A 19,685-nucleotide genomic window follows, 5' to 3' on the forward strand; every position below is an offset into this window, starting at 1 on the left:
ACGGAAGGACCTGACGACCCATGGGAGCCCAGCTTCGGGTCTACAAGCGCAAGATCCGCTCCGTCTCGGCGATCAAGAAGACGACGAGGGCGATGGAGATGATCTCCTCGTCGCGGATCGTCAAGGCGCAGCGCGCCGTCCAGGCGTCCACGCCGTACGCGACCGAGCTGACCCGCGCGGTGGCCGCGGTGGCCAGCGGTTCCTCCGCCGACCACCCGCTCACCACGGAGAACCCGAACGCGCGGCGGGCCGCGGTGCTGCTCATCACGAGCGACCGCGGCCAGGCCGGCGGCTACAACTCCAACGCCATCAAGCGGGCGGACGCGCTGGCAGCGCGGCTGCGCGGTGAGGGCAAGGAGGTGTCGACGTACATCGTCGGCCGGAAGGGCGTCGGGTTCTACACCTTCCGCGACCGGTCGATCGAGGAGTCCTGGACGGGCTTCTCCGACAAGCCGACCTACGCCGACGCCAAGTCGGTGGCGGGCGCGCTGCTGGAGGCGTTCGCCAAGGACGAGGCGGACGGCGGCGTGGACGAGCTGCACGTGGTCTACACCGAGTTCGTCTCGATGCTGACCCAGAACCCGGTGGACAGCCGGCTGCTGCCGCTCACGCTGGACAAGCCGAACCACCTCGACATGGACGCGGAAGCGATCGCGTCGGGCAAGGACCCGCACGCGCTGTACGAGTTCGAGCCCTCCCCGGAGGGCGTGCTCGACGCGCTGCTGCCGCGGTACGTGGAGAGCCGGGTCTACAACGCCCTGCTCCAGTCGGCGGCCTCCGAGCACGCCGCGCGGCGTCGGGCGATGAAGTCGGCGACGGACAACGCCGAGGAACTCATCAAGTCGTACACGCGGCTTGCGAACGCGGCCCGCCAGGCCGACATCACCCAGGAAATCAGCGAGATCGTCGGTGGCGCGGACGCCCTGGCCGACGCGACCGCGGGGAGTGACTGAAAACCATGACCACCACTGTTGAGACGGCCGCGGCGACGGGCCGCGTCGCCCGGGTCATCGGCCCGGTCGTCGACGTGGAGTTCCCCGTCGACGCGATGCCGGAGATCTACAACGCGCTGCACGTCGAGGTCGAGGCCGCCGACGGCACCGGCACCAAGACCCTGACCCTGGAGGTGGCGCAGCACCTCGGCGACGGCCTGCTGCGCGCCATCTCGATGCAGCCGACCGACGGCATGGTGCGCGGCACCACGGTCGTCGACACCGGTGCCCCGATCTCGGTGCCGGTCGGCGAGGAGACCAAGGGCAAGGTGTTCAACGCCCTCGGTGACGTGCTGAACGGTGACGGCGGTCGCCTGGAGGTGACCGAGCGCTGGCCGATCCACCGCCAGGCGCCGTCCTTCGACCAGCTCGAGTCGAAGACCGAGATGTTCGAGACCGGCATCAAGGTCATCGACCTGCTGACCCCGTACGTGCGTGGCGGCAAGATCGGTCTGTTCGGTGGCGCGGGTGTGGGCAAGACCGTGCTCATCCAGGAGATGATCTACCGCGTCGCCAACAACCACGAGGGTGTGTCGGTGTTCGCGGGTGTGGGCGAGCGCACCCGTGAGGGCAACGACCTCATCGAGGAGATGACCGAGACCGGCGTCATCGACAAGACGGCGCTGGTGTTCGGCCAGATGGACGAGCCGCCGGGCACCCGTCTGCGGGTCGCGCTGTCCGCGCTGACGATGGCGGAGTACTTCCGCGACGTGCAGAAGCAGGACGTGCTGCTCTTCATCGACAACATCTTCCGGTTCACCCAGGCCGGTTCCGAGGTGTCCACCCTGCTCGGCCGCATGCCGTCCGCGGTGGGTTACCAGCCGAACCTGGCGGACGAGATGGGTCTGCTCCAGGAGCGCATCACCTCCACCCGCGGTCACTCGATCACCTCGATGCAGGCGATCTACGTGCCGGCGGACGACCTGACCGACCCGGCCCCCGCGACCACCTTCGCGCACCTCGACGCGACCACGGTGCTCTCCCGGCCGATCTCGGAGAAGGGCATCTACCCGGCGGTGGACCCGCTGGACTCCACCTCGCGCATCCTGGACCCGCGGTACATCTCCAAGGAGCACTACGAGTGCGCCACCCGGGTCAAGGGGATCCTGCAGAAGTACAAGGACCTGCAGGACATCATCGCGATCCTCGGTATGGACGAGCTGAGCGAGGAGGACAAGCTCACCGTCCAGCGCGCCCGTCGCATCGAGCGGTTCCTGTCGCAGAACACCCACGTGGCGAAGCAGTTCACCGGTGTGGACGGCTCGGACGTGTCGCTCGAGGAGTCGATCTACGCGTTCACGGCGATCGCGGACGGCAAGTACGACCACTTCCCCGAGCAGGCGTTCTTCATGTGCGGTGGCATCGACGACCTCGAGGCCAACGCCAAGAAGCTGATGGACAGCTGACGAGATGTCGGTGATCGGGAGGGGCCGGCCCGGTGACGGGTCGGCCCCTCCCGTCGCCCGGCCCTTCACTGCCGTTATCCTTGATCGAACCCCGTCCGGCACCACGGCCGGGGCACACCCTAGGAGCCATCTTGGCTGAGCTGCACGTCGAGCTCGTCGCGGCCGACCGCAAGGTCTGGTCCGGCGAGGCCACCATCGTCGTGGCCAGGACGACATCCGGTGACATCGGCATCCAGCCGGGCCACGTCCCGCTGCTGGGCGTGCTGGAGCCGGGTCCGGTGACGATCCGGACCGCCGAAGGGCCGGTCGTCGCGGCCGTGCACGGCGGCTTCCTGTCCTTCGCGGACAACAAGCTGTCGGTGCTGGCGGAGGCGGCGGAGCTGGCGGACGAGATCGACACCGCCCGCGCCGAGCGCGCCGAGGAGCGGGCGAAGGAGATCAAGGACGCGGCGGCGGAGAGCCGGGCCTCCCTGCGTCTCCAGGTCGCCATGTCCGGGTCGCGCCGCTGAGTCGTCGCGTCCCTGGGTCACTGAGCTGGCGCCGCTGAGGTCGCGCCGCTGGGCCTCGGGTCCTGCGGGCCGGTTGCCGCCGGGTCGGTCCCGGTCGCGGCCGGCGGGGCGTGCGGCGGCGTGCGGTCAGGGCGCCTGGTGGTCCGCGGTGCGCTCCCGCGCACCGTGGTGCCCCGGTCGGTCGGGCCCGTGCGACCCCCGGTTGCGCCGTGTTGCGGCTCGAGCGGCGCGGTCCACCGGGCCCGTTGCCGTACCGTGTGGTCTGTACCCGTGAGGTGTGGGCCGGAGCATGGCGCCGGATGGCCGTGTGGCTGGTGCCGGCCGGCCGGGCGGGTGATGCTGGATAGAGGTAGGTGAGCCGCCGAGGCGGCCGGGAGACGGCGAGGAGGTCGATGGCCATGGTCCTCGCCCTCGAGGTGTTCGGGGCGCTGGTCGGTCTGGTGCTGCTGGGCCTGCTCGGCCTGGCGGGGCGCCGCCGCTGGATCCAGCGTGCGGGCGGCACGTTCGACTGCAGCCTGCGCGTGCAAGTACCCGCGGGGATGCGTGAGCATTGTGGGGGTCAGCTCCCGCCCCGAGGCCATTCGACGCCGGTCGCCGGTTCTTCCGCGGCCGGCGTTCGTCGTTCCGGGGAGCCGGCGTCGGGCGTCGGTGAGGCCGCGCAGGGCATCGGCACGGAGGGGCCGGGCGAGGCGGCGAGCGGTAAGGGCTGGTCGTTCGGGGTGGCCCGCTACGGCGGGTCCCGAATCGAGTGGTTCCGGATATTCTCCCTGGCCCCGCGGCCGCGTCGGGTGCTGCTGCGGGAGGAGATCGAGATCGTCGGCCGGCGGCGTCCGGTGGGGCAGGAGGAGCTGGCGCTGCTGTCCGGCTCGGTGGTGCTGCACTGCCTGCAGAACGGCCGTCCGCTGGAGCTGGCGATGAGTGAGGACGCGCTGACCGGCTTCCTGGCCTGGTTGGAGGCGGCCCCGCCCGGCCAGCGGGTCAACGTGGCCTGAGCGGCGCGCCGCGGGTCCGCACGACCGTCGAACCGCCCGCCGCCTCCTCGGAGGCGGCGGGCGGTTCGCCGTGTGTCAGCCGGGTTCTCCGGTGCGGCGGGCGTGGTCGGTGCGTGGGGGCCGGCGGGCGCCGGCGAGCAGCACGATGGCGGCGCCGAGCAGGGCGAGCGCGGCGGCGACCAGCAGGGCGGCGTCGGCTCCGGTGGCCAGCGCCTCGGCGGGGGTGGTGGCGCCCGGGGCGGCCGCGACCACGGCGACGGTGACCGCCACGCCGAGGGCGGCGCCGGTGTAGCGGGCGGTGTTGTTGGCTCCGGAGCCCATGGCGCTGCGGTCGGCGGGCACCGACTCCACGGCCAGCCGCGCGTTGGCGGCGTTGGCCAGGCCGATGCCGACGCCGCCGACGGCCATGCCGGCCAGCAGGCGGAGCGTGGAGCCGGAGCCGACGGCGCCGAGCAGGGCGAGGTGTCCGGCGGCGCACAGGGCCAGGGCGGTGGCGAGCAGCTGGTGGCTGGCCAGCCGGTGGGCCAGCAGGTGGGCGCGGAGGGAGGCGAGCACCGAGAGTCCGGACCAGAGCCCGAACATCCAGGCGGTCTCCAGCGGGGTGTAGCCGACCGCCCGTTGCAGCACGGTGGGCAGGTAGCTCATCAGGCCGACCACCGACACGCCGGTGAACAGGCCGCCGACGACGGCCGCGAGGAACGGGCCGGAGCGGAGCAGCCGCAGGTCGACCATGGGGTGCGGGCGCCGGAGTTCCACCAGGGTGAACGCCGTCAGGGCGAGCAGGGCGACGGCGGCGGGCAGCAGCAACACCGGGCGGCCCCAGCCGTCCCGGCCCTCGGTGACGGTGACCAGCACGGCGGTGACCGCGGTGGTGAACAGCAGGGCGCCGGGCAGGTCCAGGGGGCGCCGGGTGGCGGCCCGGGACTCGGTCAGCGTGCGGTGGGCGAGCGGTGCCAGGGCGGCGGCGGGCACGGCGAGGGCCAGGTAGGACAGGCGCCAGCCGCCGAGGGTGGTGCCGGCCGCGGAGACCAGCGGGCCGAGCGCGATGCCGAGGCCGACGGTGGCCCCCCAGCGGCCGGTGGCCCGGATGCGATCGGGGCCGGGGGGCAGGGCGGCGGCGATCAGGCCGAGGCTGGTGGCGAGGACGGCCGCGCCGGTGGCGCCCTGGAGGACGCGCGCGGCGATGAAGGTGGGGGCGTCGCTGGCCAGGGCGCCGATCGCGGTGGTGACGGCGAAGCCGGCCGTGCCGAGGACGAAGATCCGCCGCCGGCCGTGGTCGTCGGCGAGGGCGCCGGCGACCAGCAGGAGGGCGGCCAGGCCGAGGGAGATGGCGGCGATCAGCCAGGTCTGGGCGGCCGGGGAGGCGCCGAGGGCGGCGGCCGTCTCCGGCACGGTGACCAGCGGCGCGGTGTAGTCGGCGAGCACCAGGAAGGTGGCGGCGCAGGTCACCAGGACGGTGCGGCGGGCGGACGTGGCGGTGGGGCGGGCGGATGCGGTGGGTGCCGTGGGGTCGGTGGCGAGGTCGGTCATGACGCTCCTGGGGCGGTCCGGTGACGCCCGGGTGAGTTCGATGAATGAACCTTGGGTGGCGCGAGATGACCGTAGCAGGTGTCAGTTCGATGACCGAACCGAGTTCGGTCAAAGAACCGTAATGCTAGGGTTGGGCGCATGGCGCTGGGCAAGGGGTACGAGAGTCAGGACTGCGGGCTCGCCCGGGCCCTGGAACTGGTCGGCGAGCGCTGGACGCTGCTGGTGGTCCGCGACGCCTTCTACGGCGTCCGCCGCTACGGCGACTTCCTCGCCCACCTCGGGGCGCCCCGCGCCGTGCTGGCCACCCGTCTCCAGGCGCTCACCGACGCCGGCGTGCTGGAACGCCGGCGCTACCAGGACTCCCCGCCCCGCGACGAGTACCTGCTGACCGAGCTGGGCCGGCGGCTGTGGCCGGTGCTGCTGGAGCTCAGCCGCTGGGGCGACCGGCTCGCGCCCAACCCCGGCGGCACCCGGCGGCTCTTCTTCCACACCGAGTGCGGCGCCGGCCTGGGACCGTTCAGCACCTGCCCCGGCTGCGGCGGACGCGAGGTGCCCCCCACCGAGGTGGAGACCCGCCTCGGCCCCGGCGCGGACCCCTCCCGGCGCACCGACCCGGTCAGCCGCGCCCTGACCCGCCCGCACCGGCTGCTCACCCCGCTCCTCCCGGAGGAGCCGGAGCGCCCACAGGCGGCGGAGACGGCGGCGGCCGTCCGGCCGGCGGGTGGGTGACCCGCCGACCGGACGGCCGGGGAGCGTGTGGACGCGGGAGTCGGGCGCGCGGATCCGGCGGTCAGCCGCCGGCCCGCCGCGCCGCCGGCGCCGCCGGCGAGGACCCGGCCGGCTCCCCCTCCCGTGCGCCCCCCGCCACGTTCTCCTCCACGTTCTTCTCCGCGTTCTTCTTCCCGTCACCGCCGCCGAACGCGGTGAGGGTGCCGATGACGCTGATGATCAACGAGATCGACAGGATCCGGGCGCACAACTGCAGCGAGGTGTTCAGCGCCTCCGTCCGCGACGGATCCCCCACCAGCCAGATCAGCAGCACCAGCACCGCGGCGGCGATCCCGCAGGCCACCACCGACTGCCCGAAGCCCTTCCACTCGTAGCGGACCCGGGCCATGCCGCGCTTCGGGGGCCGCCACGGCGGCGGACCGCCGGCGAAGCGGTGGGCGAACCGCTGGTCGGCCCAGCGCATCATGCTGTGCCCGAACGCCACCGTGAACCCCAGGTAGATCGCCGCCAGGCCGTGCCGGATGCCCGCCGTCGCCCCGGAACGCAGGTCGATCACGGTCACTGACAGCAGCAGCACGTCCAGCAGCGGCACCGAGACCAGCAGGGCCGTGGAGACCCGCGGCCAGCGCAGCAGGTAGCGGGTGACGAGGCCGAGCCCCAGCATCACCCAGAAGGCCACCTCGCAGAAGACGATGACGGCGACGACCATGGAAACCAGAACTCCCGGAACGGTTGCTCGTGCTCGGCGCGGCATCCCCCACCGCTCGGACCCGCCACTCGGGCCCGCCGACGCTCCCCAGCCTGCCGGGCGCGCCCCCGTCCGGGCGTCGGCGCGGGGGTGGAAAAGGCGGGTACATCCTTCGAGGTACGCCCCGGCCCTCCTCCACCGGTGGGACGAGGCACGACCCCGGGACGAGGTGCTGTGATGTGAGGGTGCCGCACCCGTCAGCCAGCCGCCCCGCCCGCCCCGCCGCCGGACTCCGCGCCCGCCTGCGCTCCCGCCTGCGCGCGCGGCTGACCGAGCCGCCCCGCCCGGCCACCGGCGCCCCGGCCGGCCGTCCCACCCGGGGCGACGTCACCACGGCACTGGTCGCCTGGGTCGGCGGGACGGTCTTCACCCTGCTCGGCGCCCACCAGGGCTTCCCCGCGGAGGGCCCGGACACCTGGTTCACCGGCGAGGAGGCGGGCTGGCCGCGCCTGCTGCCGCTCACCGTGATGTCCGCGGCCTGCGTCCTGCGCCGGGTCCGCCCGCGCCTGTACCTGGCGGTCAGCCTGGTCGGCTTCGTGGTCGACCAGCTGTTCCTGGGCTCCTTCTACGCGGTCGCGCTGCTGGCCGACGCGCTGTACGCCGCGGTGCTCTACGGCCCCCGGCGCACGGTCCGCCGCATCCTCTACGTCAGCGCCCTGATGTGCGTGGCCATCGCCGCCGCCCTGCTCGCCACCACCCACGACGTGGGTGCCTCGCTGATCATCGGGGTGCTGGCGGCCTCCGTCTTCTTCGCCACCCCGCAGAGCGCCTACTACATCCGGCGCCACCAGGAGATCGCCGAGGCCGAGCGACTGCGCGCCGACCAGCTCCAGCGGCTCGCCGAGCTGGAACGCCGGGAGGCGGTCAACGCCGAACGCAGCCGGATGGCCCGCGAGCTGCACGACGTGGTCGCCAACCACCTCAGCGCCATCGCCATCCAGTCCACCGCGGTGCTCTCCATCGTCGGCCGGGAGGCCGGGGACCGGGGCGAACCGCCGTCGCCCGCCACCTGGGCGGTGGTGCTGAAGTCCCTCGGGGTGATGCGGGAGAGCAGCGTGCAGGGACTGGCCGAGATGCGACGGATGATCACCCTGCTCCGGGAGACCACCCCGACCCCCGACGCCGCCACCCCGACCGCTGCAGGCGCGGAGACCGCCGAGCCCGCCGGGCCCGCCGGGCCCGCCGGGCCCGCCGAGCCGACCGGGCCCGCGGAGCCCACCGAGTCCGCCGAGCCGGCCGACGAGATGGCCGCCGCCGTCCCCCGGCTGGGCGCGCTGGACGCGCTGGTCGACCGCGCCGACCGGGCCGGCACGGCCACCGGGCTGCGCTGCTCCCTGCGGGTGACCGGCGAGCCGCCCGAGGAACCCGGCCCGGCCGTGGAGTCGGCCACCTACCGCATCGTCCAGGAGTCGCTGACCAACGCCCTCAAGCACGCCGCCCCCGGGCCGGTCGAGGTGCTGGTGGCCTACGACCCGGGCGGCATCGACGTCACCGTGCACAGCCCGCTCCCGGACCGGCCGCGCCGCCCCGCGGTGGCCGGCGCCCAGGCCGGGATCATCGGCATGCGGGAGCGCACCCACCTGCTCGGCGGCACGCTGAGCGTCGGACCGGAACCCGACGGCCGCCGCTGGACCGTCCGCGCCCGGGTGCCCTACGAACACCCGCCGGGCGCGGCCGGCACCGCCCTGGACGGCGACCGGAACGGCGACCGGAACGAGCGGGCCCGACGCAGCGGCACGGACACGAGGGGAGGGAACGCGGCATGATCCGCGTGCTGGTGGCCGACGACCAGGCGGCGGTCCGCGCCGGGATCGTGATGATCCTGGAGTCGGCGCCGGACATCGAGGTGGTCGCGGAGGCGGCCGACGGCGAGACGGCGGTGCGGATGGCCGCCGAGCTGCGCCCGGACGTGGTCCTGATGGACGTGCGGATGCCGCGCCTGGACGGCGTGGCCGCGACCCGGCGGATCGTCCAGCAGTCCACCGCCGACGTGCTGGTGCTGACTACCTTCGACATGGACGAGTACGTCTTCGGCGCCTTCCAGGCGGGCGCGGCCGGCTTCCTGCTCAAGGACACCGACGCCGCGGCGCTGCTGGACGCCGTCCGGCTGGTCGCCGCCGGGGAGGGCATGATCGCCCCGGCGGTGACCCGCCGTCTGATCGCCGCCTTCGCGACGACGGGGCGTCCGGCCGCCGCCCGGCCCCGGGCCGCGGCCTCCGCCGGGGCGGTGGCCGAACCGGTCGGCGGTGCCCGGGACGGCGCCGCTGCCGCCGCCCCGGCCACCGGTGACGGCCCCGCCGCCGAGGCGCTGACCGCCCGGGAACGCGAGGTGCTGGCCTGCCTCGGGCGGGGGCTGTCCAACGCGGCCGTCGCCGCCGAGCTCGGCATGGCGGAGGCGACGGTCAAGACGCACGTCAGCCGCATCCTCACCAAGCTCGAACTGCGCTCCCGCGTCCAGGCGGCCATCTGGGCGCGGGAGCACGGACTGGTCTGAGCCCCCGGGCCCCGCGCGGCCCGGCCCGTCCGGGGTCAGCGGTTGGCGGCCGGCACCCAGAGCACGTCCGCGGAGCGCTCGCCGTCCTTGTTCGCCACCCGGGCGAGGATGAACAGCAGGTCGGACAGCCGGTTGAGGTAGGTGGCGGCCAGCGGGTTGACCGTCTCGCCGTACGCCTCGATCGCCGCCCAGGTCGAGCGCTCGGCGCGGCGCACCACCGTGGTCGCCTGGTGCAGCAGCGCGGCGCCCGGGCTGCCGCCCGGCAGGATGAAGCTGCGCAGCTTCTCCAACCCGGCCAGGAAGGTGTCGCAGTGCCCCTCCAACCGGTCGATGTAGCCCTGCTCGACGCGGAGCGCGGGCGCGTCCGGGGCGTCACCGCCGGGCGGGACGGGCGTGGACAGGTCCGCGCCGACGTCGAAGAGGTCGTTCTGGACGCGCAGCAGGACCGTCTCCACCTCCTGGGAGAGCCGGCCCAGCGCGAGGGCCACGCCGATCGCGGCGTTGGCCTCGTTGACGTCGGCGTAGGCGGCCAGCCGCGCGTCGGTCTTGGGGATCCGGGTGCCGTCGCCCAGCGCCGTCGTGCCCTGGTCCCCGGTGCGGGTGTAGATGCGGGTGAGGTGAACCATACGGGCAGGGTAGGCCGCGCGGCCCCGCGGCGCGGGCCGGCGGAACCGGCCACCGCGGTGGCGCCGGAGCCGTCCCGGCGGCCGGGGGCGCGGGTGCGCCCGGGGGAGGGACGGGTCCTCCGCATGGACCCCCCGGGCGGGCGGTGCCCCCGGGGCGGAACTAGCCTCGACGGCATGGAGCGGTTCCGGATTCTCGGTGGGGCCCGGCTGTCCGGGCGTGTCCCGGTGACCGGCGCGAAGAACAGCGCGCTGAAGCTGATGGCCGCTTCGCTGCTGGCGGAGGGGCCGTCACGGCTGCGCAACGTGCCGCGCATCCTCGACGTGGAGATCATGGCCGAGCTGCTGCGCCGGCTCGGCTGCCGGGTCGAACCCGAGTGGGAGGCGGCGGACGTCGGCTCCCTCCTGGTGGACGTGCCCGCAGCGCCCGGCACGGAGGCCGACTACGACCTGGTGCGCCGGATGCGCGCCTCGATCTGTGTGCTGGGCCCGCTGCTGGCCCGGCGCGGCGAGGTCCGGGTGGCCCGGCCCGGCGGCGACGCCATCGGCTCGCGCGGGCTGGACATGCACGTCAGCGGGCTGGTGCAGCTGGGCGCGGAGGTGGAGCACGAGCACGGCTACCTGATCGCCCGGGCGCCCCGGGGGCTGACCGGCGCCCGCGTCACGCTGGACTTCCCCAGCGTGGGGGCCACCGAGAACATCCTGATGGCGGCGGTGCTGGCCGACGGCACCACGGTGATCGACAACGCGGCGCGCGAGCCGGAGATCGTCGACCTGTGCGAGATGCTGGCCGAGATGGGCGCCAAGGTGGGCGGCGCCGGCACCCACACCATCGAGGTGCGCGGCGTGGACGGCCTCTCCCCGGTGGAGCACGTCACGGTGCCGGACCGGATCGTCGCGGGGACCTTCGCCGTCGCCGCCGCGATGACCCGGGGGGACGTGACCGTGCTGCGTGCCCGCCCGGACCACCTGGAGATCCCGCTGGACCGGCTGGCGCAGGCCGGGGCCACGGTGACGGCCGTCCCGGACGGCTTCCGGGTGGTGATGGAGGGTCGCCCCGCCGCCGTGGACGTGGCGACGCTGCCCTACCCCGGCTTCGCCACCGACCTGCAACCGCAGTTCGCGGCGCTCAACGCGATCGCCGAGGGCACGGCGATGGTGACCGAGAACATCTTCGAGGCGCGGTTCGTCTTCCTCCAGGAGCTGGCCCGGCTGGGCGCGGACGTGCAGGCGGACGGGCACCACGCGGTGGTGCGCGGCAGGGAGCGGCTCTCCGGCGCGCCGGTGCAGGCGACCGACGTGCGGGCCGGCGCGGGGCTGGTGCTGGCCGGGCTGGTCGCCGAGGGGGTGACGCTGGTCAGCGACATCCACCACGTGGACCGCGGCTACGCCGGCTTCACCGAGCGGCTGCGCGCGCTCGGCGCGGAGATCGTGCGGGAGCCGGAGGAGTCGCCGGCTGGCGCGGACGCCGTGCTCTCCCAGCCGGAGGGCGTCGCGCTGTCGGCCCGTCAGGAGCTGCCGGTGCCGGTGGCCGAGAGCACCGTGCTCTCCCAGGCCGAGGGCGCGGTGCGGTCGTCGGCCGAGGGCGCCGCGGTGGCCCGCCCGGCCTCCCCGGACGAGGAGGAGGCGCCCCGCCCGAGGGCCTGAGCGGGCGCCGCCACGCGCGGGCGGCGCCACGGCCGGTGGGCGCTACGGCCGGTCGGTGGCGGCGCGCAGCACCGCCGCGGCGAGGCGGTGGTTCTCGGCGGCTCCGCCCCCGCCGCCGAGGGAGAAGCGGCGGCGGGTGTAGCCGTAGGCGACGCCGCTGCGCGGGTCGGCGAAGGACTGGGCGCCGACCGCGCCGCTGTGGCCGAAGGCGTCCGGGCCCAGGAAGGGGTAGCGGACCCCCTGCGCCTCGAAGCCCAGCAGGAAGTGGTCGCGTTCGCCGGTGACCAGGTCGACGCCGCCGCCCCCGTGCGGCCGGGTGAACTCGGCGAGGGTGTCGGGACGCAGCAGCGGTGCCCGGCCGTCCACCTCGCTGATCACCGCGGCGTACATCCGGGCCAGGCCGCGGGCGTTGCCGACGCTGCCGGAGGAGGACGGGCCCAGGGCGCGGACGGCGCGGGTGTTGGCGAAGTCGGCCAGGTCGGTGGGCTCGGCGGCGTTGAGGTTGAAGGCGATGCCGGTCAGGCTGTCCGGGGCCGGTGCGCCGGCCCCGGCGGCGGCGCGGTCCCGCGCGGGCAGCGGCCGGACCGGGACGTAGCGCGGTTCGAGCGCTTCCGGCAGGCCGAGGTGGAAGTCCAGCCCGTACGGGGCGCGGACGCGCTCCTCGTAGACCTGCTGGAGGGACCGCCCGGTCACCCGGCGCACCACCTCGCCGGTGAGCGCGCCGATCACGAACGCGTGGTAGCCGTAGGCGGTGCCCGGCCGCCAGTACGGCCGCTGGGTGGCCAGGCGCCGTGCGATCAGGCGGTCGTCGGCCAGTTCGGCGGTGCTGAACCCGCCGTCCACGCCGATCAGCCCGGCGCGGTGGGCCAGCAGGTCCCGCAGGGTGAGCTCGCCCTTGCCCTCGGCGGCGAACTCCGGCCAGTAGGAGGCGACCGTGGCGTCCAGGTCCAGCACGCCGTCCTGCACCAGCAGCGCCACGACGAGGTGGGCCGCGCCCTTGCCGGAGGAGAACAGGGCGTGCAGGGAGGAGCCGGAGACGCCGTCGCCGGCCCACAGGTCGACGACCTGCCGTCCGTGCAGGTAGACGGCGAGCTGGGCGCCCGGGTCGGCCTCGTCGGCGGCGACGGCCGCGAACTCCTCCCGGACCCGTTCGAAGCCTTCGGCGACGGTGCCCTGGATCGCGGTGGCGTGCGACATCGACCTCTCCTGGGGAGCGCGGGGGGTGGTGCTGGCGGCCGGCGCCCACGATATGGTCACCAATCAATACCGTCAATATTCATGACTATATCTGCGTGCGGGGTTCCGGCCATGCGCCCGGCGCCCCGTTGGTAGCGTGCCCGGTGGGACTGCCCGATCGGGCAACCCCATCGGGCAGCAGGCAGCACCGACCAACAGCGCCGACCAGCGGGGTACGCCCGTCGACCGGGAGAGTGGGATGGCTACGACGATTCGCAGGGCAGTGATTCCGGCCGCCGGGCTGGGCTCCCGCCTCCTGCCACTGACCAAGGCGACGCCCAAGGAGATGTTGCCGGTCGGCGACAAGCCGGTGATCGAGCACACCGTGCGCGAGCTGGTGGCGTCCGGCATCACGGACATCACCATCGTGGTCTCCGGCGGGAAGTCGCTGATCCAGGACCACTTCCGGCCCAACCCCGGCCTGGTGGCGCAGCTGCGGGCGGACGGCAAGACGGCGTACGCCGACGCCGTGGAGGAGGTCGCCGAGCTCTCCCGCCGCGGCCACATCACCTACCTGGACCAGCACGGGCCGTACGGCAACGGCACCCCCGTGCTCAACGCGGCCCGCAACTTCGGCGACGAGCCGATGCTGGTGCTGTGGCCGGACGACGTGTTCGTGGCCGAGGTGCCCCGCGCGCAGCAGCTGATCCGCGCCTACGAGGCGACCAGCTGCCCGGTGCTCGCCCTGATGCCGATGGACCCGGCCGACTCCCAGCGCTACGGCGTGCCGGTGGTCAAGGAGGACCTGGACGACGGCCTGCTGCGGATCACCGGCCTGGTCGAGAAGCCCAAGCCGCAGGACGCCCCGTCCGCGTTCGCCGCCATCGGCGGCTACGTCATCACCCCCGGGATCATCGACGAGCTGCGCGAGCAGACCAAGCGCTGGTACGAGCACCGCACCGGCGAGGTCTACCTGACCGACGCCATCAACGCCTACGCGGCCAGCCGCGCCGTGTACGGCCAGGTCATCCAGGGGCGCTGGTACGACACCGGCAACCCGGCCGACTACCTCATCGCCCAGTTCGCCTCCGCCCTCGCGCACCCCGAGTACGGCCCCATCCTCCGCCGACTCGCCCGCGACCTCGACGACCAGGCCCAGGTCGGCCACCAGGCCTAGTTCGACCTGGTGGCCAACCCACGGAACAGTCGATCCTCCGGCCCCTTGCGCCCGCGGGGGGCCGGAGGTTGGTTCGTGCGCCCAGGCGGTCCGCGACGACGAATCCGCCGGGAAATCCTGGAGCGGGCCGCGGAACCCAAGCCGGAGACCCACCACAGCTGCAATGTCTGAACGTGGCCAACGCGAGCGCGGGAGGTCGCGGGAGGCAGCATCTACGACGGAGCCGGCGTGGTCCAGCAGACCTGCGCCACCGACCGGCCGTACCAGGAATGGCGCCTGCTGTGAGACGCCGGTCGTGATTCGGCGCCCCTCGCGGGTGCGCCGCGACCGGCGTTTGCGGGCGCGGCCGGCGCGGCGGGTTCGTCAGCGCTGCGGCACGCTGCCGATGGCGGCCCAGCCCGGGTAGCCGTCGATCTCCTGCTCGGCGGTTCCGGGGCGCCAGGCGTGGGTGCGGACGATGCCGGGCGGGAGGACCTCCAGGCCGTCGAAGAAGCGGGCGACCTCCTCCTTCGGCCTCGGCACCATCGGCGCCGTGGCCCGGTATCCGGCCAGGCCCTGCCGGGCGACCTCCGGGTCCATGCCGTCGACGGTGGCGTGCGAGATCACCACGACGCTCCCGGGCGCCAGGAGCCGGGTGATGCCCTCGACGATCCGGTGCGGCTCGTCGGAGTCGGCGAGGAAGTGCAGCACGGCGACCATCAGCACGGCCACCGGCTGGTCGAAGTCCAGCGCCGCGCGCAGTTCGGGCGCCTCCAGGAACTCCTCGGGGCGGCGCAGGTCGCCGGGCAGGACGGTGGTCCGGCCCGCGCTGGCGTCCTGCTCCAGCAGCGCGCGGGCGTGCGTCAGGACGATCGGGTCGTTGTCGACGTACACCACCTGGGCGTCCGGGACGACCGAGCGGGCGACCTCGTGGGTGTTGTTGGCGGTCGGCAGCCCGGGGCCGATGTCGAGGTACTGGCGGATGCCGCGCTCGGCCACGTGGCGCACGGCGTGACCGAGGAAGGCCCGGTTGGCCTGGGCGAACGGCTTCGCCTCGGGCAGCGCGGCGATGACCTTCTCGGCCACCTCGCGGTCGGAGGCGAAGTTGTCCTTGCCGCCCAGCCAGTAGTCGTAGACGCGGGCCGGGTGGGCGATGCTGGTGTCGATGCCGGTCGGGGCCGTGGCGGTGTGCGGCGGGACCTGCTGGGACGGGGCGTCGTGGGCCACTGGGGGGACTCCTGTGGGGCTGCCGTCGCCGACGCGGGGTGTCGGGCGATGTCGGTGGTGTGCGTGGTGGCGGGGTGGCGGGTGGCGGATCCGGCCAAGAATATGACGCGCGGTCATCTTGTGTCCGCCCCCGGGACGGTAGGGAAGACGAGGCCCACTGTACGACGCGCGTAGAACCCGGCACCATGGTGGCGCGCCCCACGTACCACCGCTCCATCGAGCTCCATCCAGCGCAATCTGGCGGCCCGTTCGCCGACGACGACGGACCCGCGCCGCCCTCGTTGATCGGTCGCCGCGACCGCGGCGGCCGTCCCGCCCGCTGGGCAAGTCATGTCATGAGCAGATCACGTACGCCCGTGTGATCCACGGGCGCCCCGTGACCGGCGGCTCATGACGGAAGGAGCGCACGTCATGGCATGCAGCAACACCTACCTCTGGAGAGGCGAGACCACCTGGTTCTGCTGCGGCAGCGCCTGGGGGCCCTGCGGCAGCGCCGGCGGCGGCGCCTGCGGCAACTGCCGCTCCAGCGCCAACCACGGCGCCTGGCCCAACGCCTCCGCCGCCTGCTGGGACATCACCCGCCCCGACCTCTGCGGGGAGAACATCCCCCGCCGGGGCTGCGGCTCGGTGATGAACGTCCGGCACCAGTGCACCGGCGCCACCGTGTGCATCACCATCACCGACTGCGGCCCGCGCACCCACAGCTGGTGCGGCGAGGCCACCTGCTGCAACGGCACCTGCCGCACCAACCGGGTCCTCGACCTGACGCCCGCGGCGTTCTCCGCCATCGGCAGCCTCAGCTCCGGCATGCTGCCCGTCTGGATCTACGAGTGAGCGCGGGAGGGGACGAGATGAGCCAGCACAGCGACCCCCGCGCCCGGGGACCGGTCGACCGGCGGCGCTTCCTCACCAGTGCCGCGCTCGGCGGCGCCACCATCGTCGGCGCCTCGGCGCTCGGCGGCCTCGACCCGGACGCCGCCTTCGCCGCACCCACCCCCTCCCTCGACCCCGCCGTCGCCGAGACCTCCTTCGCCGAGGGACGCGTCGCCGGCCGGAACGGCAGCGTGCTGGAGGTGGCCGGCTCCTACGGGGAGAGCCACCGCATCCAGCTCACCAACGCCACCAGCATCTGGAAGGTCCACCCCACCACCGCCGACGCCATCGAACCCGGTGACGGCCTCTACGCCCGCGGCGTCGCCATGCCCGACGGCACCATCGCCGCCGACGCCGTCTGGGTGAACATCGTCAATCTGGCCTGCACCATCCGCGGCATCGGCCGGGACCGCCTGGAGCTGGCGCACGGCGGCCACCCGGTCACCGGCCGGGTCTCCCCGGGAGTCACCGCCGCCTCCTACGCCGGCGCGGCCCTCACCTCCGACCTGTCCCGGCTGCGCGTCGGCCAGGCGGCGCAGGTCCTCGGGGCGTGGCGGCCGAAGGACGACACGGTCGACGTCGTCCGCGTCTCGGTCGGCCACTGAGCGGGGAGGGCGAATGGTCTCGCTGACCGTGAGCATGATCCCCCTCCTGCTCGGCGCGGTGCTCTGCTGGTCCGGCGCACCCAAGCTGTTCGACCGCGCCGCCGAACGACGGGTGGCCGGCACGGCCGTGGAACGCATGCTCGGCACCGGACGCGCGGTGCCGGCGCTGCGCGCCGTCGGCGCCGCCGAACTCGCCGTCGCCGCGGGACTGCTCGTCGCGCCGGGGCCCCTCTCCGGCGCGGCGGCGACACTCCTCGGCACCGGGTTCGTCGGCTACCTCGGCCACGCCCGGGCCACCGTGCCGGAGTCGTCCTGCGGCTGCACCGCCCGGGACGACGCCCCCATCGGGACGCGCGCCTTCCTGCGCGCCGGAGCGGTGGTGGCCGCCGGCGTCGCGGCGACCGCCGCCGGAACGCCGTGGTGGCAGGCCGGCGTGGACCGGCCGGCGGCCGCCCTCGGCGTGCTGCTGGCCGGAGCGGCCGTCGCGGCCCTGCTGTTCACCGAGACGGACCGCTGGCTGCTGCCGCTGCGCCGATGGCGGCTGCGGACCTTCGGCAGTCCGCTGGAGCGGGACGGCGTGGAGGCGCCGGTGCCCGTCCAGGCGTCGGTGGAACTGCTGGAACGCTCGCTGGCCTGGGAGGCGGCCTCCGGCGCGGTCCGCTCGGGCCTGCTGGACTCCTGGGACGAGGACGGCTGGCGCTTCCTCCAGTACGCCGGGCAGGCCACCGGGCCCGCCGCGGGGCAGGCCACCGAGCGGTCCCCCGGGGACGCCACCGGGCGCTCCCCCGGGCAGGAGGGTCGGCCGGTGTGGGTGCTCTTCGCCCTGGACGCCCGCGCCACCCTGGACACCGTGGGGCGGCCCGCCGTGCGGGTGACCGTGATCGACCAGGACAGCGGGGAGGTGCTGCCAGGGGCCCTCGCCGACGTCTCCACCCGGACACCCCTCCCGCTCGTGTCCTGAACGGGCGCCCCACGGCTCCGACGGGGTGACGGCGGCCGCTGCCCGCGTGGACGCGGGTGGCGGCCGCCGTGCCGGACGGTGACCGACAGGGCCGACATCCCCACGAGCGTCAGACATCACGCCGGGCGAAGCGGTGCAGCGCGCCGCCGAGCACGAGCAGCAGATAACCGAGCAGCACGGCCAGCGCCCCCAGCGGCGACAGCACCCCCGCGCCCTCCTCCCCGGCGAGCTGCCCGGCCAGGCGCGACAGCATCACCGAGGCCACCCGCTCGTTCCACGGCTCGGAGAACACGTTCGCCAGCCCCGGCACCACCACCAGCAACGCCACCACCGCGCCCACCCCACCGGCCGTGGACCGCAGCAGTGTGCCCAGCCCCAGAGCCACCAGGCCGACCACCGTCAACATCAGCCCGGAGGCGAGCAGGTGGGGGAGGGCCTCCGCCACCGGCCGCTCCGCCCACTCGTGCGGGCGGTCCCCGACGATCCAGCGGCAGACGAAGTACACGACGAACACGCTGAGCTGCCCCGCGACCGTCGTGCTCACCGCCACCACCACGGCCTTCGCCCCGAGCAGCGTCCGCCGGCGCGGCACGGCCACCACGGAGGTGCGGATCATCCCGCTGCCGTACTCGGAGGTCACCGTCAGCACCCCGAACACCGCCACGGTGATCTGCAGCAGCATCGCCAGCGCCTCCACCGGCGAGGAGCCGTCGAACTGCGCCTGCCGCTCCGGCGGGAGGCCGTCCCAGACCGAGACGTTGTACCAGGTCAGCGCGGGCATCATCAGCACCGAGGCGATGACGACGCCCAGGATGGCCTGGGAGGACTGCAGGGAGCGGATCTTCAACCACTCCGAGGCGAGGACATCGGTCACCGGACGCCCCTTCCCGGAGCGGGAGCGGGAACGGCAGAGGGAGCGGTGGGGGCGGCGGTGGCGGCGGGAGGCGGCGCGGGGTGCTCCAGAAGGTCGGCCCGGTACTGCACGCTGTCCGCGGTCAACCGCAGGTACGCCTCCTCCAGCGAGGCGCTGCGCGGTGTCAGTTCGTGCAGTGCGACGCCCTCCCGCGCCGCCAGCTCACCTATTCGCGGCGCGTCCAGCCCGGTGACGGACAGCGCGTCGCCCCCGGCCGGCCGCCCCGGCTCGGGCACCACCGTCGCCCCGGCCGCCCGCAGCAGGCCGGCCAGCCGCTCCGCGCGCGGCGAGCGCACCAGCACGCCGGTACGGAAGCGGTCCGCCAGCTCCGCCACGGACGTGTCCGCGATCAGCCGGCCCCGGCCCACGATCACCAACCGGTCCGCGGTCAGCGCCATCTCGCTCATCAGGTGGCTGGAGACCAGCACGGTGCGCCCCTGCGCCGCCAGCGCCCGCAGCAGTTCCCGGATCCAGCGGATGCCCTCCGGGTCCAGCCCGTTGATCGGCTCGTCGAACAGCAGCACGCCCGGGTCGCCGAGCAGCGCCGCCGCGATGCCGAGCCGCTGCCGCATGCCCAGCGAGAACTCGCCGACCTGACGGCGGGCGACTCCGGCCAGCCCCACCTGCTCCAGCACCGACGCCACCCGCGCCAGGCCGATGCCGTTGGACCGCGCCAGGCAGTGCAGATGGTCCAGCGCGCTGCGCCCACCGTGCGCGGCACCGGCGTCCAGCAGCGCGCCCACCTGGTGCATCGGGCGGGTCAGGGACGGGTAGGGGCGGCCGTTCACCAGCGCCCGCCCGGAGGTCGGCGCGTCCAGGCCGAGGATCATCCGCATGGTGGTGGACTTGCCCGAGCCGTTGGGCCCCAGGAAGCCGGTGACGTGTCCTGGGCGCACCTGGAAGGAGAGGCGGTCCACCGCGACGGTGCCCGCGTAGCGTTTGGTCAGTTGCTCCACTTCGATCACGCCCACAACGCTCCCGCGGCGACCCCGTCCCGCGCATCGGACCGTGGACGGGACCCGCCGCTCCTCCCATGGGCGCCCGAACGCCGCCGGAGCGCCCGGGGATCCGCCCGGGGGATGACCTCCCGTGGGGGGACGCGCC

The 19,685-nt window shown here is 74.5% G+C and carries 19 protein-coding genes; 12 read left to right on the plus strand and 7 right to left on the minus strand.

Annotated features, from left to right (window positions below):
- Positions 1 to 20: 20 nt before the first annotated feature.
- The 4 genes from FHU37_RS16985 (at position 21) to FHU37_RS17000 (ending at position 3,899) form a co-directional block, all read left to right on the plus strand.
- A complete protein-coding gene (locus tag FHU37_RS16985) occupies positions 21 to 953 on the plus strand; it encodes a F0F1 ATP synthase subunit gamma (RefSeq protein WP_179815012.1) in 933 nt (310 codons plus the stop codon).
- A 5-nt stretch (positions 954 to 958) separates the two neighbouring features.
- A complete protein-coding gene (gene atpD / locus FHU37_RS16990) occupies positions 959 to 2,398 on the plus strand; it encodes a F0F1 ATP synthase subunit beta (RefSeq protein WP_179815013.1) in 1,440 nt (479 codons plus the stop codon).
- A gap of 128 nt (positions 2,399 to 2,526) precedes the next feature.
- A complete protein-coding gene (locus FHU37_RS16995; protein WP_179816341.1) occupies positions 2,527 to 2,907 on the plus strand; it encodes a F0F1 ATP synthase subunit epsilon in 381 nt (126 codons plus the stop codon).
- 398 nt (positions 2,908 to 3,305) lie between these two features.
- Positions 3,306 to 3,899, plus strand: a complete 594-nt coding sequence (locus FHU37_RS17000; protein WP_376773958.1) for a DUF2550 domain-containing protein — start codon at positions 3,306 to 3,308, stop codon at positions 3,897 to 3,899.
- A 75-nt stretch (positions 3,900 to 3,974) separates the two neighbouring features.
- Here the strand turns inward: FHU37_RS17000 and FHU37_RS17005 are convergent, their stop codons facing one another.
- Complete coding sequence (locus tag FHU37_RS17005) at positions 3,975 to 5,429, minus strand: MFS transporter (protein ID WP_179815015.1); 1,455 nt, start codon at positions 5,427 to 5,429, stop codon at positions 3,975 to 3,977.
- A 138-nt stretch (positions 5,430 to 5,567) separates the two neighbouring features.
- On the opposite strand from FHU37_RS17005, the gene FHU37_RS17010 reads away from it, so the two are divergent.
- Positions 5,568 to 6,158, plus strand: coding sequence for a winged helix-turn-helix transcriptional regulator (locus FHU37_RS17010; protein ID WP_179815016.1), 591 nt, complete (start codon positions 5,568 to 5,570; stop codon positions 6,156 to 6,158).
- A 61-nt stretch (positions 6,159 to 6,219) separates the two neighbouring features.
- Here the strand turns inward: FHU37_RS17010 and FHU37_RS17015 are convergent, their stop codons facing one another.
- Positions 6,220 to 6,867, minus strand: coding sequence for a hypothetical protein (locus FHU37_RS17015; RefSeq protein WP_179815017.1), 648 nt, complete (start codon positions 6,865 to 6,867; stop codon positions 6,220 to 6,222).
- Positions 6,868 to 7,091: 224 nt separating this feature from the next.
- On the opposite strand from FHU37_RS17015, the gene FHU37_RS29365 reads away from it, so the two are divergent.
- Both FHU37_RS29365 and FHU37_RS17025 read left to right on the plus strand, forming a co-directional pair.
- Positions 7,092 to 8,672: a sensor histidine kinase gene (locus FHU37_RS29365; protein ID WP_179815018.1), complete on the plus strand. Its 1,581-nt coding sequence runs from the start codon at positions 7,092 to 7,094 to the stop codon at positions 8,670 to 8,672.
- Positions 8,669 to 9,400, plus strand: a complete 732-nt coding sequence (locus FHU37_RS17025; RefSeq protein WP_179815019.1) for a response regulator — start codon at positions 8,669 to 8,671, stop codon at positions 9,398 to 9,400. The genes FHU37_RS29365 and FHU37_RS17025 overlap by 4 nt, the downstream gene beginning before the upstream one ends.
- Before the next feature lie 35 nt (positions 9,401 to 9,435).
- On the opposite strand, the gene FHU37_RS17030 is transcribed toward FHU37_RS17025, so the two are convergent.
- Positions 9,436 to 10,026 carry a cob(I)yrinic acid a,c-diamide adenosyltransferase gene (locus tag FHU37_RS17030; RefSeq protein WP_179815020.1) on the minus strand — a complete coding sequence of 197 codons (591 nt, stop codon included), beginning with the start codon at positions 10,024 to 10,026 and terminating at the stop codon, positions 9,436 to 9,438.
- Positions 10,027 to 10,200: 174 nt separating this feature from the next.
- On the opposite strand from FHU37_RS17030, the gene murA reads away from it, so the two are divergent.
- Positions 10,201 to 11,670 carry a UDP-N-acetylglucosamine 1-carboxyvinyltransferase gene (murA, locus tag FHU37_RS17035; RefSeq protein ID WP_179815021.1) on the plus strand — a complete coding sequence of 490 codons (1,470 nt, stop codon included), beginning with the start codon at positions 10,201 to 10,203 and terminating at the stop codon, positions 11,668 to 11,670.
- Positions 11,671 to 11,712: 42 nt separating this feature from the next.
- Here murA and FHU37_RS17040 read toward each other — a convergent pair whose 3' ends face one another.
- Positions 11,713 to 12,867 carry a serine hydrolase domain-containing protein gene (locus tag FHU37_RS17040; RefSeq protein ID WP_179815022.1) on the minus strand — a complete coding sequence of 385 codons (1,155 nt, stop codon included), beginning with the start codon at positions 12,865 to 12,867 and terminating at the stop codon, positions 11,713 to 11,715.
- A 238-nt stretch (positions 12,868 to 13,105) separates the two neighbouring features.
- On the opposite strand from FHU37_RS17040, the gene FHU37_RS17045 reads away from it, so the two are divergent.
- Positions 13,106 to 14,023 carry a UTP--glucose-1-phosphate uridylyltransferase gene (locus FHU37_RS17045; RefSeq protein WP_179815023.1) on the plus strand — a complete coding sequence of 306 codons (918 nt, stop codon included), beginning with the start codon at positions 13,106 to 13,108 and terminating at the stop codon, positions 14,021 to 14,023.
- Positions 14,024 to 14,386: 363 nt separating this feature from the next.
- Here FHU37_RS17045 and FHU37_RS17050 read toward each other — a convergent pair whose 3' ends face one another.
- Positions 14,387 to 15,229, minus strand: a complete 843-nt coding sequence (locus FHU37_RS17050) for an SAM-dependent methyltransferase (protein WP_312892642.1) — start codon at positions 15,227 to 15,229, stop codon at positions 14,387 to 14,389.
- A 411-nt stretch (positions 15,230 to 15,640) separates the two neighbouring features.
- Here FHU37_RS17050 and FHU37_RS17055 point away from each other — a divergent pair, with 411 nt between their 5' ends.
- From FHU37_RS17055 to FHU37_RS17065, 3 genes are read left to right on the plus strand one after another with little or no spacing between them, the layout of a single operon-like run.
- Positions 15,641 to 16,063 carry an RlpA-like double-psi beta-barrel domain-containing protein gene (locus FHU37_RS17055; protein WP_179815025.1) on the plus strand — a complete coding sequence of 141 codons (423 nt, stop codon included), beginning with the start codon at positions 15,641 to 15,643 and terminating at the stop codon, positions 16,061 to 16,063.
- A 17-nt stretch (positions 16,064 to 16,080) separates the two neighbouring features.
- Complete coding sequence (locus tag FHU37_RS17060; protein ID WP_179815026.1) at positions 16,081 to 16,707, plus strand: cell wall protein; 627 nt, start codon at positions 16,081 to 16,083, stop codon at positions 16,705 to 16,707.
- Positions 16,708 to 16,720: 13 nt separating this feature from the next.
- On the plus strand, positions 16,721 to 17,668 hold the full coding sequence (locus FHU37_RS17065) for a MauE/DoxX family redox-associated membrane protein (protein WP_246449948.1): 948 nt from the start codon (positions 16,721 to 16,723) through the stop codon (positions 17,666 to 17,668).
- A 109-nt stretch (positions 17,669 to 17,777) separates the two neighbouring features.
- Here FHU37_RS17065 and FHU37_RS17070 read toward each other — a convergent pair whose 3' ends face one another.
- The gene (locus tag FHU37_RS17070) at positions 17,778 to 18,542 is read right to left on the minus strand and encodes a DUF2705 family protein (RefSeq protein ID WP_179815027.1); all 765 of its coding nucleotides are present in this window, start codon (positions 18,540 to 18,542) and stop codon (positions 17,778 to 17,780) included.
- Positions 18,539 to 19,546 (minus strand): ABC transporter ATP-binding protein, encoded by a 1,008-nt coding sequence (locus FHU37_RS17075; RefSeq protein ID WP_179815028.1) that lies wholly within the window; start codon positions 19,544 to 19,546, stop codon positions 18,539 to 18,541. Before FHU37_RS17075 ends, FHU37_RS17070 begins: the two co-directional genes overlap by 4 nt.
- Positions 19,547 to 19,685: the final 139 nt, after the last annotated feature.

This window comes from Allostreptomyces psammosilenae, from assembly GCF_013407765.1.
Classification (GTDB): domain Bacteria; phylum Actinomycetota; class Actinomycetes; order Streptomycetales; family Streptomycetaceae; genus Allostreptomyces; species Allostreptomyces psammosilenae.